The following is a 13,094-nucleotide window of genomic DNA, read 5'->3' as shown; positions in this document are numbered from 1 at the left end:
AGGGAGGTCTTCTTTCACGGAACGATGCGATCAATGTCAATGAGCACCTGGTCGCCGTCGTAGGAGACGGGGTAGGTGGGGACCGGCCGGATCGCGGGCAGGCTCTCCGGCTGCCCGGTCTTCAAATCGAAGGTGGAGCCGTGCAGCCAGCACTCGATCGAGGTGCCGTCGACCTCCCCCTCGGAGAGGGAGACCTGGCCGTGCGTGCACACGTCGCCGATCGCGTAGTACTCGCCGTCCTCGGCGCGCACGAGCGCGACCTCGACCAGCGAGCCGTCGGCGGCGTCGAGCTCGAGTCTCAAGGTCTCGCCAGGCTCGAGATCGTCGCGCTCGGCGACGACCTGCGCGGTCATGCGGACTCCGACTCGAGCTCGCCCGCCATCGCGACCTCGAGCTCGACCTCGATGGCAGCGAGCATCCGCTCCGCCACCACGGGGACGCCGATCTTGTTGATCATGTCGGCGAAGAAGCCGCGCAGCACGAGGCGACGTGCCGCTGCCTCCGGGATGCCGCGCGAGCGCAGGTAGAAGAGCTGCTCGTCGTCGAAGCGACCGGTCGCCGAGGCGTGACCGGCACCCTCGATCTCACCGGTCTCGATCTCCAGGTTCGGCACCGAGTCGGCGCGCGCACCGTCGGTGAGCAGCAGGTTGCGGTTGAGCTCGTAGGTGTCGATGCCCTCGGCCTCCTGGCGGATCAGCACGTTGCCGATCCAGACCGAGTGCGCGTCCTGGCCCTGCAGCGCGCCCTTGTAGAGCACGTTGCTGCGGGTCTGGGGCTCGTTGTGGTCGACGAAGAGCCGGTGCTCGATGTGCTGGCCGGCGTCGGCGAAGTACAGACCGAGCAGCTCGACCGAGCCGCCGGGGCCGTCGTAGACCGCCGTGGTGTCGTGACGCACGAGGTCGCCGCCGAACGAGACCGAGACGTGCTTGAGCTCGGCGTCACGCCCGATCACCGCGTGGGCGTTGCTGTGGTGGACGGCGTCGCGCGCCCAGTCCTGGTAGGTCACCACGGTCAGGGAGGCGCCGTCGCCGACGACGATCTCGACGTTCTCGGCCAGCGTCGCGCTGCCCTCGAAGAACGTCACGACCGTCGCACGAGCGTGCGGACCGACCCGGATCAGGGTGTGCCCCGCGGTCGCGGTCTGCCCGCCCTCACCGGTGACGGTGATGACGATCGGCTCGGCGATCTCCGCCTCGGCGGGCACGTCGATCACCGTGGCCACCGCCGTCGCCGCCCAGACGCGGGCGCTGACGCGGTCGATCGGCACGTAGCCCGAGGCGCCGCGGTCGCTGGCCTCCACGGGCCGCTGCTCGGCCGTGAAGCCCTCGGTTGCCTGGATGTCCACGCGGATGCCGCCGGCACCCAGCGGCGCGTCCTCGAGCAGGCCGCGCAGGCGGCGCAGCGGCGTGAACCGCCACTCCTCCTCGCGGCCGGTGGGGACCTCGAACGCCGCGGGGTCGGCCGAGGCGAACCGGTCGGCGTAGCTGGCGCCGGGGGCCGCAGGCTGGGGGCCGTGGCTGTGGGCCTCGTCGGCTGTGGCCCTCGAGTGGTCGGTCGAGGTGGTCGTGGGTTGCGTTGCTTCGGCGGTCATCAGCCGACGGCACCTTCCATCTGGAGCTCGATGAGGCGGTTGAGCTCGAGGGCGTACTCCATGGGCAGCTCGCGCGCGATGGGCTCGACGAACCCGCGCACGATCATGGCCATCGCCTCGGTCTCGGTCATGCCTCGGGACATGAGGTAGAACAGCTGGTCGGCACTCACCTTCGAGACCGTGGCCTCGTGGCCCATCTCGACGTCGTCCTCGCGGACGTCGACGTAGGGGTAGGTGTCGGACCGGGAGATCGTGTCGACGAGCAGGGCGTCGCAGAGCACGTTCGACTTGCTGCCCTCGGCACCCTCGAGCACCTGGACCAGGCCGCGGTAGGACGCACGGCCACCGCCGCGGGCGACCGACTTGGACACGATCGAGCTCGACGTCTTCGGCGCCATGTGCACCATCTTCGAGCCGGTGTCCTGGTGCTGGCCCTCGCCGGCGAACGCGATCGAGAGCGTCTCGCCGCGTGCGTGCTCACCCATGAGGTAGACCGCCGGGTACTTCATCGTCACCTTGGAACCGATGTTGCCGTCGATCCACTCCATGGTGCCGCCCTCGGCGACGGTGGAGCGCTTGGTCACGAGGTTGTAGACGTTGTTCGACCAGTTCTGGATGGTCGTGTACCGCACGCGGGCGTTCTTCTTGACGACGATCTCCACGACCGCCGAGTGCAGCGAGTCGCTGGAGTAGATCGGGGCGGTGCAGCCCTCGACGTAGTGCACGTAGGAGCCCTCGTCGGCGATGATCAGCGTGCGCTCGAACTGGCCCATGTTCTCGGTGTTGATCCGGAAGTAGGCCTGCAGCGGGATCTCGACGTGGACGCCCGGGGGCACGTAGACGAACGAGCCACCCGACCACACCGCGGAGTTGAGCGCGGCGAACTTGTTGTCGCCGCCGGGGATCACGGTGCCGAAGTACTCCTCGAACAGCTCCGGGTGCTCACGCAGACCGGTGTCGGTGTCCATGAAGATGACACCCTGCTTCTCGAGCTCCTCGTTGATCTGGTGGTAGACCACCTCGGACTCGTACTGGGCGGCGACGCCCGCCACGAGACGCTGCTTCTCCGCCTCCGGGATACCGAGCCGGTCGTAGGTGTTCTTGATGTCCTCGGGCAGGTCCTCCCAGCTGGCGGCCTGCTTCTCCGTGGTGCGCACGAAGTACTTGATGTTGTCGAAGTCGATACCGCTGAGGTCGGCGCCCCAGCTCGGCATCGGCTTGCGCTCGAACATCTTCAGCGCCTTGAGGCGCAGGTTCAGCATCCACTCCGACTCGTTCTTGAGCGTGGAGATGTTGCGCACCACCTCCTCGGACAGGCCGCGCTGAGCGGTGGCACCGAAGGTGTCGGTGTCGTGCCAACCGAAGTTGTAGTTGCCGATCGACGCGATCGTCTCCTCCTGAGACATCTGCGTCGGCAGCTCGTCAGCCGTTGTGCCTGGCCTGACATCTGGAATCGTCTGGGGCTCGATAGCCATCAGGCATCCTTCCGAATCGGGATCTTCACGGGAATGTGCGTGGTGCAGACGTGCTTGCCGCTGGCCAGGGTGGCCAACCGCTGCACGTGCACACCGAGGAGCTCGGAGAACGCACGGGTCTCCGCCTCGCACAGCTGGTGGTGAGCCTCCGCGACGTGCAGCACGGGGCAGTGGCCCTGACAGACCTGGACGGCGATGCCGCCAGGTACCGGTCGGGCTGTCGCAGCGTAGCCATCCGCAGCGAGCAGGTGAGCGAGCGTCTCGGCTCGAGCGCTGAGGTCGTCGCCGGCCTCGGACATCGCCGGGGCGTACCGGGCGATCATCTCGTCCGAGCGCGCCTCGGCGAAGGCTTCGATGCCGTCCTCGCCGAGCTGGTTCTTGATCTGCGCCAACGCGGCGAGCGCCGCCTGCGCGTACGCGGTGCCGAGCTGCGCGTGCGCCGACGCGGCGCCGACGTACTTGCGGGCCGGGCGGCCACGGCCACGCTTGGCGAGCGGGACGTCGTCACGCGCCTCGACCTGGCCCTCGCCCTGGAGCGTGGTCAGGTGGCGCCGCACGGCGGCGGATGTCAGGTTGAGCCGGCGGGCCAGCTCGGCGGCGCTGATCGGGCCGAGCTCGACGATCAGGCGCAGCACACGGTCGCGCGTGGTGGCGTCGTCGGTGATCTCGTCGATCTCGGCGTGGGGCACGGGCGTCGTCATCGCTCCTCCTCTCGCCTCAGGTCACCGGGCAGCGCGGTTCACGCATGCCCTGGTATTTACACAACATTGTCCGTTGCCTAATTAGTTCTCGCAAGCAAGGCGGGCCTAAGTGGGCTACGTCACGCGTGCCGTTCCCTGACCGGTCCGGGCGCGTCCGCGGGCTACCGTAGAGCCGTGCCCGCAGCCGTCGACCACCGCACCTCCGCCGGCGATCTGCGCCGCCCGTCGAGCACCCCGCTGCACCGCTGGACCGGCGTCGCGGTGCTGGCGAACCTCATCGGACAGGTGCTGATCATCGTCACCGGCGGCGCCGTCCGGCTGACCGGATCGGGCCTCGGTTGCTCCACGTGGCCGCAGTGCGAGCCCGGCAGCTTCACGCCGGTCTTCCACGAGGAGCTGGAGTTCCACGTCTTCGTCGAGTACGGCAACCGGTTGGTCGGGGTGCTGCTGGGTCTGGTGGGCATCTCGCTCGCCGTGCTGATGACGCTCGCGGTGCGCCGGCTGGGCCGCTCCCGGCGCCTGCGCACGATGTCCTACGCGGTCATCGCCGTCGTGGTGCTGCAGGGGCTGATCGGCGGCGTCTCGGTGTGGATGGATCTGCACCCGGCGGTCGTCGGCTCGCACTTCCTGATCTCGGCCGCGCTGCTGGTGCTGTCCACCGTGCTCGCCGTCACCTGGTTCGAGCCCGACTCCCCCACCCAGCCGGTCGGCTCACCCTGGTTGCGTCGGCTGGCGTGGACGACGGCGGTGCTCGCCGGCGTCGTCGTGGTCCTCGGGGTGGTGGTCACCGGGGCAGGCCCGCACTCGGGCGACGACGAGATCGGCTACCGGTTCGCCGTCGACCCCTATCTGGTCGCTCGCGCGCACGCGGTCGCCGTCTGGGTGTTCCTCGCCGCGCTCGCCGCCACCATCGTCGCGGCGGTGCGGGCGCGGCCGGCCCTGCCGGACGTGCGCCGCTGGACCCTGGTCCTGCTCCTCGTCACGCTGCTGCAGGGCGTCATCGGCTACGTGCAGTTCTTCACCGGGCTGCCCGAGATCCTCGTCGGCGCCCACATGCTGGGTGCCGCGCTCCTCATCGTCGCGACCACACGCACGATGCTGACGCTGCGCGAGCACCAGGTCGAGGCTGCTCCGGTCGGTCAGGGCGCCCAGGGCGCGTCGGCGGGGCGCAGCCCCGCCCAGCCGCCGGCCTGAGCGGCGGAGGCCGCCAGGATCCCGACGACGGCGCTCGGGTTGTGCAGCGCGCCCGACTGGACCAGGGCGACGGCCTCGGCGAGCGGCACCCAGGTGCTCGGCATGTCGAGCTCTTCCTCGGCGCGCTCGAACCGCGAGTCCGCCGGCACCTCGTCGAGGTCGCGCGCCAGGAACACCCGTAGCCTCTCGTCGGACCCTCCGGGGCTGGTGTAGTAGTCGGCCAGGGTGTGCCAGGAGCCGGCGGTGAGGTCGGCCTCCTCGGCCAGCTCGCGCCGGGCGGCGCCGACCAGCGGCTCCCCCGGCACGTCCAGCAGCCCCGCCGGGACCTCCCACAGGTAGGAGCGCACCGGGTGTCGGTACTGCCGGATCAAGAGCACCCGCTCGTGGTCGTCGAGCGCGACGATCGCGACCGCGCCCGGGTGCCGCACGAACTCGCGCGTGACCGTGCCACCCCCGCCCAGGTCGACGTCCTCGGTCACGAGGTCGAACACCCTGCCGGCGTGCAGCACGTCGGACGCCGTGATCGGCAGCGCCGCCGCCTCGTCGCGCGGCGACTCAGTCATCGGTGCGCTCGTGCGCGGGCGGCGGCACCTCGAGCAGGCGGGACTCGCGCTGCCGGTCGAGGGCGGCACCCACCAGCCCGCGGAACAGCGGGTGCGCACGCGTGGGGCGCGACTTGAACTCCGGGTGCGCCTGCGTGGACACGTAGTACGGGTGCTGCTCGCGATCGAGCTCGACGAACTCCACCAGCGAGGAGTCGGGCGACCGGCCGGAGATCTTCAGGCCCGCGGCCTCGAGGTCGTCGCGGTAGCTGTTGTTGACCTCGTAGCGGTGCCGGTGGCGCTCGCTGACCTTTTCGGCGCCGTAGGTCTCGGCGACCAGCGAGCCGGGCTCCAGGACGGCCTCGTAACGGCCGAGCCGCATCGTGCCGCCCATGTCGCCGTCGCCGCCGACGATCGCAAGCTGCTCGGCCATGGTCGCCACCAGCGGGTCCGGTGTCTCCGGGTCGAACTCGGTCGAGGACGCCTTGGTGAGCCCGAGCACGTTGCGCGCGAACTCGATCACCATGCACTGCAGACCCAGGCAGATGCCCAGCGTGGGGACCTGCTGCTCGCGGGCCCAGCGCAACGCACCCAGCTTGCCCTCGATGCCGCGCACCCCGAAGCCACCCGGGATCAGGACGCCGTCGACTCCGGCCAGCGCCTTGCGGGCACCCTGCTCGGTGTCGCAGTCGTCGGAGGGGACCCAGCGGATCTTGACGCGCGTGTTGGTCGCGAACCCGCCCGCGCGCAGCGCCTCGGTGACCGAGAGGTAGGCGTCCGGCAGGTCGATGTACTTGCCGACCAGGGCGATCTCGACCTCGTCGGCGGGGTGATGCACCCGCTCCAGCAGCGTGTGCCAGGTGTCCCACTCGACGTCGCGGAACGGCAGGTCGAGGCGGCGGATCACGTAGGCGTCGAGGCCCTCGGTGTGCAGCACCTTGGGGATGTCGTAGATGCTCGGTGCGTCCACGCACGTGATGACCGCGTCGCGGTCGACGTCGCACATGGCGGCGATCTTGGCCTTGACCGACTCGGGGATGTCCCGGTCGGCGCGGCAGACGATCGCGTCGGGCTGGATGCCGATGCTGCGCAGCGCGGCGACCGAGTGCTGCGTCGGCTTGGTCTTGAGCTCACCGCTCGGGCCGAGGTAGGGCACCAGCGAGACGTGGACGAAGAACACGTTGTCGCGCCCGACGTCCTGGCGCACCTGGCGGGCGGCCTCGAGGAACGGCTGGCTCTCGATGTCGCCGACCGTGCCGCCGACCTCGGTGATGATCACGTCCGGCGCCCTGCCGACGGCGGGGGTCGCCTGGGCGCGCATGCGCGCCTTGATCTCGTCGGTGATGTGCGGGATGACCTGGACGGTGTCGCCGAGGTACTCCCCCCGCCGCTCCTTGGCGATCACGGACGAGTAGACGACGCCGGTCGTCACGTTCGCGCCCGCGTCGAGGTTCACGTCGAGGAACCGCTCGTAGTGACCGATGTCGAGGTCGGTCTCGGCGCCGTCCTCGGTGACGAAGACCTCGCCGTGCTGGAACGGGTTCATCGTCCCGGGATCCACGTTGAGGTACGGGTCGAGCTTCTGCATCGTCACCCGCAGCCCGCGTGCGCGGAGCAGATGACCGAGGCTCGAGGCCGTCAGGCCTTTGCCCAGGGACGAGGCCACACCGCCGGTGACGAAGATGTGCCGGGGGCTGTGGCGGCCGGGGCGCCGCTCAGAAGAGGTGACCACGGGCTTTCACACTAGCAGGGACGGGAGCACCGATCGGTACACCCCGAGGACTTGTGCCAACGCGTCGTGCGCGCGAGGCAGCTCAGCGGCACGTTCCCGGGCAGCGACGCGCAGCCCCTCCTGCACGCGCGGCTCCCGCAGCACGGCCGCGATCTGCGCCACGAGGAGGTCTGCGTCACCGTAGGGGACCAGGCGTGCGGCGGCGCCGGTCACCTCGCGGGTGCCCCCCACATCGGTGGCGACGATCGGCGCGCCGACGTGCAGCGCCTCCTGCAGCCACACCGGCTGCCCCTCCCACTCGGCCGTGCTGACGACCACGTCGGCAGCACCCAGCAGCGCGGGGACGTCCTCCCGCCTGCCCAGCAGCCGCACCGGCAGGGCCTCGTCCTCGATGACCCGGTGCAGCTCGTCGTGGCGTGGCCCGTCCCCCGCGACGACCCAGATCACGCCCGGTACCCGGTCATCGAGCAGCCCGGCCGCGTCGAGGAGCAGGTCGAGGCCCTTCTGCGGCGCGAGCCGGGCCACCGTGACGACCAGCGGCGCGTCCCCGATCTCCAGGGCCGCGCGGTCCAGCGGGGCCGACACCCGCACCGGCGCGGGGATCAGGGCCCGTTCGACCCGTTTGCCTCCCATGCCCCGCATGTGGTCGACGACGTCCCCGGAGACCGCCAGCACCGCGGCAGCCCGTCCTGCGACGAGCCGTTCGAGCCCGGCCGCCATCGCCTGCACCGCCGGACCGCCGACCGGCAGGTTGTGCAGGGTCACGACCAGCGGCGTCGAGAGACCGGTGAGCGCGAGCGCGGCCAGGGCACCGGCGCGCAAGCCGTGGGCGTGCACCACGTCGGCGCGGCGGCCGAGCTCGCGCAGCTTCGAGACCGCGGCCGCGTCCTGCGGGCGAGGCCGATCGGTGATCTCCACCAGCCGCGAGCGCACCCCGGGTATCCAGGGCCGAGCGACGTCCCCGGGCGCAGCGAGGACCACCCGGTGGTCGAGCGCCAGACCGGCCGCGAGCTCACGCACGTGGCTCCGGGTGCCGCCGCTGGCGCTGCCCGCCACCTGCAGCACGCGCAGCTGCTCGGCTGCGGTCGGTTCACCCATGTGCGCTTCTCACGCTCGCCAGGATCGCACGATCGAAGGTCCGGATGCCGAGGAACGTCGTCAACGTCACCACGACGGCGCCGAGCAGGGCCGCCATCACCGCCACCACGAGCGAGTCCTCGCCGAGCTGGAGGACGGCGTCCACGCCGAGGCGGCCGACCAGCCCCCCGGCGACCGCCGTACCGGTCCCCACCGCCAGGGTGCGCACGAAGCCGCGGAGGAAGCCAGCGGGCATGATGCGCCGCAGGATCAGCAGCACCACGAGCCCACCCAGCGTCATGCCCACGCTGTGGGCCAGCGACAGCCCCGTGAGGGTGGCGACACCGTCGTTGCCCTCCGGCGCCAGCAGCCGCACCGCCACGGCGGCGGCGAGGGCGGTCGCCAGCCAGGCCGTCGCGGTGGCGACCACCGTCGCACGGGTGCGGTCCAGGGCCAGCAGCATCCGGCCCGCGTGCAGCAGCAGACCCAGACCCACGACGCCGGGCGCCATCCACGTCAGGGCTGTGCCCATGCCGGGCACCGGGTCGGGCCCGGAACCGGCGGACAGCACGCCGAACGCCTCGTGCGCCGCGGGAGCCACCGCCGCCAGCAGGCCGGCACCGAACAGGCCGGCGGCGAGCACCGTCCGGGTGGACCGCTCGGCCAGACGCGCCAGACCGGTCCCCACACCGCCGTCGGACAGCTCGGCCAGACGCGGCTGGAAGACCGTCACCAGCGGGACGGCGAGCACGGCGTACGGGAGCAGGTACACCGCCTGCGTGTACTGGAAGACGTTGAACGTGCCGGCCACGCCACCGCGGCGCGCCAGCAGCATCACCACCACGGCGGCGATCTGCTGCGCCAGGACGCCGCCGATGCCGGCCGCGGCGAGGCTGCGCAGACGCCTGGCGACCCCCGGCGGGAACGTCAGCCGCGGCCGCAGCCGCACGCCGGCCCGGCGCACCACGAGCAGCAGCGGGAGGCTGAGCGCGGCCACGCCCGCGGTCGTGCCCCAGGCGAGGGCGGCGAGCGCGGCGTCGGACAACCCACCCGGATCCTCCTGCAGGCCCTGGGCGAGCTGTCCGAACAGGACGTAGCTGACGATCACCACGAGCGTCGAGGCGATCGGCGCGATCGCCGGCGCGAGGAACCGTCGGTGCGCCTGCAGCACGCCGGTGAGCACCACCCCGATGCCGTACAGCGGCACCTGCGGCGAGAACACGATGAGGAAGTACGTCGTGACGTCGTCGATGGCGGCGGCGTCCGCACCGCCCGGCACCGGCAGCAGCTGCGCGATCGGGCGTGCGAGCAGCGCGACCGCGAGCCCGACCGGCACGAGGACCAGCAGCGCCCACGTCAGCAGCGCGGACGCGACGTCGTCGACCTGGTCGCGCAGCTTCTTCGCGATGGGGGCGGCGAGCAGCGGCACCACCACACCCGCGAGCGCACCACCCGCGACGACCTCGTAGAGGACGTTCGGCAGCAGGTTGGCTGCCGCGTAGGCGTCACCGGTGGCGGTCGGCCCCACCGTGGCCGACTGCGCCATCCAGCGACCGAAGCCGAGCAGCCGCGAGAGCACCGTCAGCACGGCGATCACACCGGCGGCGCCCGCGACACCCGCCAGGACGGGTCGGTTGCGCAGCCCTCTCAGGGTCACTCTGCCCGCTGCCAGTCGTCGATCGCGCGCAACCATCCGGTCGCGCCGATGACGCGGGAGAAGCTGATCTTCTCGCTCAGCAGCACGAGCGCGACGACGACCCCGGTCGCCACGTACCGCACCCGCGCCACCGGCGCCAGCGCGAGCGCTGTCCCCGCGATCGCTCCCAGCGCGTTGGCACCGGCGTCACCGAGCATCGTCTCCTCGGCGAGGTCCGACTCCCAGGCCGCGGCCAGCGTGCCGAGGCCCGCGGCGGCGACGCGGCCGGTCGCACCGGGCACCGCGGTCAGCGGCGCGCAGACCAGGCCGACGAGCTTGAGCGCACGCCCGGGGCGCAGGTCGAAGAGGTTGACGAGGTTGGCCGTGCCGGCGATCAGCACGCCCGAGGCGGCGACGTCGGCGGCGCGTGCCGGCACGCTGCCCGCGGAGCCTCCTCGTCGTCCGAAGCCGGTGGCGATCCCGGCCGCGGCGAGCGCGGACGTCGAGATCCCGACCAGCTTGAGCAGTCCTGTGGTGACCTCACCGTCGCGCAGCGCGGCCAGGTGGCCGCGCAGCCCCTTCGACGCCGAGGTGGTGTCCGCGTCGTCGATGGCGCCGAGCACGCCTCCCGTCGCGGCCACGAGCGCGGCACCGGCGCCGGCTGCGCCGCCCGCCGAGACCGCACCGGCCACCGCACCTCCCGCGGCTGCGACGCCACCGAGCAGGTCGACCTCCCGGCCACGGAAGTTGGTCCGCTTCCAGCGCGCCGGACCCGCCGGTGGGCGGGAGCGGAGCACCGCTGCAGTGCCCGCGGTCACGGCGGCCGCCAGCAGGCCGACGGCGACTCGGTTCATGGCGTCGTCTCCTCGGTGGTGCTCTCGGTCGTCTCCTCGGTGGTGCTCTCGGCCGTCTCCTCGGTGGCGTCCTCGGTCGAGGTGTCGGCTCCGGTCCCGGTCCCGTCGTCGGGGTCGTCGAGGGGTGGCAGCGTGGGGATCACAGCACTGGTGCTCTCCCCGGTGCCGTAGTGGTCGACGGCAGCGCCGCGAGCGAGCGCGGCGAGCACGAGCGGTGCGGTGACCTGGCCGCTGATCAGATCGGCGCTGTCGACCGTGCTCACGGCCTCCGCGGCCTCGGCGTCCCCGCGGATCGCGTCGAGGAGGTCGGACTCCTCGGTGTCGGTCCCGGCCACGACCGTGTCGGTGCCGGCCAGGCCGGTGACGGTGTCGACGTTGATCCCCTGCACGGACGCGTCCGGCTCGGCACCCGGGACCGCGGCCGGAGCGACCACCAGCACCACGTCCGCGGGGCCCGTCGGCGCGACGACCTCACCGACGAGGTCGGCGTCACGGAACGTCGTGTAGAGCTCGAGCGCACCGGTGGTGAAGCTCTCGCTGCTCAGCGGGTCGCGCTGGGTGAGCGCCTGCCCGAGCGCCATGCCGAGCACCTGGGAGTTCGCGGTCTCGGCGGGGGGCGGCGCGGCCATCTGCTCGACCACCATCTCGGCGGTCTCGTCGCGCACGGGCGCGTCGGCCGCGTCGGTCCAGCGCGGCGTCAGCGCCACGTGGCCGACGACGGTGCCGCCGGCCTGCTCGATCCGGTCGAGCAGCGCTCCGGTGACGGCGCCCGCGGCACCCGCGGTCTCGATGACCGCGACGTCGACGTCGGCCAGCGCGCCGGCCAGCAGCTGCTGCGAGGTGCCGTCGACGAACACCGCGAGGTCACCCGAGAGCGCCTGCGACCGCTCGAGCTCCACGCGGAGGTCTTCCTTCTCCTGACGGAGGTTCTCGATCTGCTCGGTCAGCTGGTCACCGATGGACCCCTGGAGGGGGCCGGCGCCGAGCACGACACCGACCGCGAGCGCCAGGAACACGGCGATCAGCGAGACGATGTGATAGCGGAAGTCGATCATGGGCCCTCGTACGGTTGTGGCGGCGGCGCGAGCACCGCCGTCAGAAGATCGCCTCGACGAGGCTACGGAACCAGGACAGCAGGTCGTCGAGACGTGCCAGCACGACGGCGAAGAGCGCTCGACCGGCCGGCGTCACCGCGAGCGCCGTCATGATCGCAGCGGCGCCCGCCAGCACCAGCAGGCCGACCTGCACGCTCGAGACACGGTGCTCGTACAGCCGCGAGACGCCCTTGGCGTCGATGAGCTTGCCGCCCACCCGCAGCCGGGTGAGGAAGGTCGAGGCCATGCCGCTGCGGCCCTTGTCGAGGAACTCGACGAGGGTCTCGTGGGTGCCGACGGCGACGATGAGCTCGGCGCCCTTGTCGTCGGCGAGGAGCATGGCGACGTCCTCGCTGGTCCCGGTGGCCGGGAACACCACGGACTCCACCCCGAGCTGCTCCACGCGGTCGTGCCCGGGGGCGCGACCGTCGCGATAGGCGTGCACCACGATCTCGGCACCCGAGGTGAGCGCCTTGTCGGACACCGAGTCCATGTCGCCGACGATCATGTCCAGCCTGAGGCCGGCATCGAGGATCGCGTCCGCTCCGCCGTCGACGCCGATCAGCAGCGGCCGGTACTCCCGGATGTAGGGCTTGAGCATGGCGAGGTCCTCCTTGTAGGAGTACCCGCGGACCACGATCAGCACGTGCCGGCCGGCGATCTCGGTGCGGATGTCGGGGACCCCGACGCCGTCCAGGAGGAGCTCACGCTCGTGCCGGATGTAGTCCATCGTGTTCGCGGCGAAGGCCTCGATCTGCTCGGACAGCCCTTCCCGCGCCTTCGCCATGTCCCTGGCGATCGTGTCCTCGGTCTGGCGGGTGCCCTCGGCGATCACCGACCCCTCGGCCGTGTAGACGGTGCCTTCGTCGATGCGGACACGCGTCCCCTCGGCCAGCTCCATCACCTGGGGGCCGAGGTCGTCGATCAGCGGGATGCCCGCGGAGACGAGGATGTCCGGGCCGAGGTTCGGGTACCGGCCCGAGATCGAGCGAGCGGCGTTCAGCACGGCGGCCGGACCGACCCGCACGAGCGCCTCCGCGGAGACCCGGTCGATGTCGAGGTGGTCGATCACGGCGATGTCGCCGGCGTGGAGCCGCTTGGTCAGCGTCTTCGTGGAGGGGTCGACGCGGACTCGCCCGAGAGCGGAGTCCTCCTCCTCCCGGGCGCGCTGACGGCGATTCAGCAGCGGGCGCATCGC

At 71.8% G+C, this 13,094-nt stretch carries 12 protein-coding genes; 1 reads left to right on the top strand and 11 read right to left on the bottom strand.

All coding sequences use genetic code 11. From position 1 onward, the window contains the following. Positions 1-14: 14 nt before the first annotated feature. The 4 genes from GPA04_RS01330 to GPA04_RS01315 all read right to left on the bottom strand — a co-directional run bounded on the left by GPA04_RS01330 (position 15) and on the right by GPA04_RS01315 (position 3,767). Positions 15-353 carry a non-heme iron oxygenase ferredoxin subunit gene (locus GPA04_RS01330; protein ID WP_156221553.1) on the bottom strand — a complete coding sequence of 113 codons (339 nt, stop codon included), beginning with the start codon at positions 351-353 and terminating at the stop codon, positions 15-17. After that, positions 350-1,591, bottom strand: a complete 1,242-nt coding sequence (sufD, locus tag GPA04_RS01325; protein ID WP_156221551.1) for a Fe-S cluster assembly protein SufD — start codon at positions 1,589-1,591, stop codon at positions 350-352. The genes GPA04_RS01330 and sufD overlap by 4 nt, the downstream gene beginning before the upstream one ends. Beyond that, positions 1,591-2,997: a Fe-S cluster assembly protein SufB gene (sufB, locus tag GPA04_RS01320; RefSeq protein WP_156222345.1), complete on the bottom strand. Its 1,407-nt coding sequence runs from the start codon at positions 2,995-2,997 to the stop codon at positions 1,591-1,593. The genes sufD and sufB overlap by 1 nt, the downstream gene beginning before the upstream one ends. Before the next feature lie 68 nt (positions 2,998-3,065). After that, the gene (locus GPA04_RS01315) at positions 3,066-3,767 is read right to left on the bottom strand and encodes a helix-turn-helix transcriptional regulator (RefSeq protein ID WP_156221549.1); all 702 of its coding nucleotides are present in this window, start codon (positions 3,765-3,767) and stop codon (positions 3,066-3,068) included. Between the two features lie 174 nt (positions 3,768-3,941). On the opposite strand from GPA04_RS01315, the gene GPA04_RS01310 reads away from it, so the two are divergent. After that, complete coding sequence (locus tag GPA04_RS01310) at positions 3,942-4,961, top strand: COX15/CtaA family protein (protein ID WP_162458489.1); 1,020 nt, start codon at positions 3,942-3,944, stop codon at positions 4,959-4,961. On the opposite strand, the gene GPA04_RS01305 is transcribed toward GPA04_RS01310, so the two are convergent. The 7 genes from GPA04_RS01305 to steA are packed head-to-tail and all read right to left on the bottom strand — an operon-like array spanning position 4,907 to position 13,091. Continuing rightward, entirely contained in the window at positions 4,907-5,524 is a 618-nt protein-coding gene (locus GPA04_RS01305) for an NUDIX domain-containing protein (protein WP_156221545.1), read from the bottom strand. The two genes, GPA04_RS01310 and GPA04_RS01305, sit on opposite strands and share 55 nt — an antisense overlap. After that, positions 5,517-7,235: a CTP synthase gene (gene pyrG / locus GPA04_RS01300; RefSeq protein WP_156221543.1), complete on the bottom strand. Its 1,719-nt coding sequence runs from the start codon at positions 7,233-7,235 to the stop codon at positions 5,517-5,519. Before pyrG ends, GPA04_RS01305 begins: the two co-directional genes overlap by 8 nt. Positions 7,236-7,241: 6 nt before the next feature. After that, on the bottom strand, positions 7,242-8,333 hold the full coding sequence (locus GPA04_RS01295; protein WP_156221541.1) for a glycosyltransferase family 4 protein: 1,092 nt from the start codon (positions 8,331-8,333) through the stop codon (positions 7,242-7,244). Then, positions 8,326-9,969, bottom strand: a complete 1,644-nt coding sequence (murJ, locus tag GPA04_RS01290; RefSeq protein WP_162458488.1) for a murein biosynthesis integral membrane protein MurJ — start codon at positions 9,967-9,969, stop codon at positions 8,326-8,328. The genes GPA04_RS01295 and murJ overlap by 8 nt, the downstream gene beginning before the upstream one ends. Continuing rightward, the gene (locus GPA04_RS01285) at positions 9,966-10,802 is read right to left on the bottom strand and encodes a hypothetical protein (RefSeq protein WP_156221537.1); all 837 of its coding nucleotides are present in this window, start codon (positions 10,800-10,802) and stop codon (positions 9,966-9,968) included. The genes murJ and GPA04_RS01285 overlap by 4 nt, the downstream gene beginning before the upstream one ends. Continuing rightward, entirely contained in the window at positions 10,799-11,857 is a 1,059-nt protein-coding gene (locus GPA04_RS01280) for a copper transporter (RefSeq protein ID WP_156221535.1), read from the bottom strand. The genes GPA04_RS01285 and GPA04_RS01280 overlap by 4 nt, the downstream gene beginning before the upstream one ends. 40 nt (positions 11,858-11,897) lie before the next feature. Beyond that, entirely contained in the window at positions 11,898-13,091 is a 1,194-nt protein-coding gene (gene steA, locus GPA04_RS01275; RefSeq protein WP_156221533.1) for a putative cytokinetic ring protein SteA, read from the bottom strand. Positions 13,092-13,094: the final 3 nt, after the last annotated feature.

Origin of the sequence: Pseudactinotalea suaedae (assembly GCF_009733815.1) — a bacterium.
In the GTDB taxonomy this organism is placed as follows: Bacteria; Actinomycetota; Actinomycetes; order Actinomycetales; family Beutenbergiaceae; genus Pseudactinotalea; species Pseudactinotalea suaedae.
This window is presented reverse-complemented; position numbering and strand designations above follow the sequence as displayed.